This is a genomic window from Stutzerimonas kunmingensis (assembly GCF_032106285.1).
Lineage (GTDB): Bacteria > Pseudomonadota > Gammaproteobacteria > Pseudomonadales > Pseudomonadaceae > Stutzerimonas > Stutzerimonas kunmingensis_B.
On the sequence record NZ_DAMCPO010000070.1, the window covers coordinates 1 to 1022 of the forward strand.

General features: G+C 61.0%; 1 protein-coding gene. It reads left to right on the forward strand.

Annotation, left to right across the window (positions count from 1 at the left end; genetic code table 11):
• Positions 1-27: 27 nt before the first annotated feature.
• Positions 28-1022, forward strand: a 995-nt coding sequence (locus tag RT582_RS22415; RefSeq protein WP_313480098.1) for an IS30-like element ISPsp7 family transposase, incomplete at its 3' end; no start/stop codon positions are given.

A 1022-nucleotide genomic window follows, 5' to 3' on the forward strand; every position in this document is an offset into this window, starting at 1 on the left:
TGACCTTTCCGGTACGGTGCTGCCCCTATGTCTTATACCGAACTCAGCGTTGAAGAGCGCGCCACCATTCAAATCGGTCGTACCCAAGGCTTCAGCCTGCGCAGGATTGCCTGCTTGATCAACCGATCCCCTTCGACCATCAGCCGTGAGCTGCGCCGTAACCGAGGTGCTTGCGGTGGCTACTCGGCCCGCCTGGCCCAGCAGCAAATGCAGGCCCGCCGCCAGGTTTGTCGACCGATGCGAAAACTGTTGCCGGGTAGCGAGCGCTTGGAACTGGTGACCCATATGCTGCGTGAGCGTTTGTCTCCCGAGCAGATTGCCGGCAAGCTGCGCAGCATGAACATACCCAACCTGCGAGATGCCTACGTCTGTCGCGAGACGATCTACAACGCGATCTATGCCCTGCCAGTGGGTGAGCTGCGTAAGGAGCTGATCATCTGTCTGCGCCAAGGCAAGACGACGCGCCGGCCGCGCTCTGGTGGCGTGGATCGGCGCGGCCAGATCCCTGAGATGGTCAGTATTCATGTGCGCCCGCCGGAGATTGAAGACAGGCTGATGCCGGGGCATTGGGAAGGCGACCTCATCAAGGGTAAGGCCAACGCCTCGTCCGTCGGTACGCTGGTGGAACGCACCAGTGGCTACCTGATGCTGGTGAAGATGAACGACGCGACGGCGACTTCGGCGCTGGAAGGCTTCAGCGCCGCGCTCAATAGCATGCCGCTGGAGATGCGCAAGAGCATGACTTACGACCAGGGCCGGGAGATGGCGCGACACGCCGAGATCACCCAAAGAACCGGCGTGGCGATCTACTTCTGCGACCCGCACAGCCCCTGGCAGCGCGGCAGCAACGAAAACATCAACGGCCTGATTCGCCAGTACTTGCCCAAGGGCACAGACCTGTCGGTACATAGCCAAGAGGAGCTGGACGCCATTGCGCTGCAACTGAACATGCGACCGCGCAAGCGCTTCGACTTCAAATGCCCCATCGAGGTGATGGGAGAGGTCATGCAAAATGCCATGGC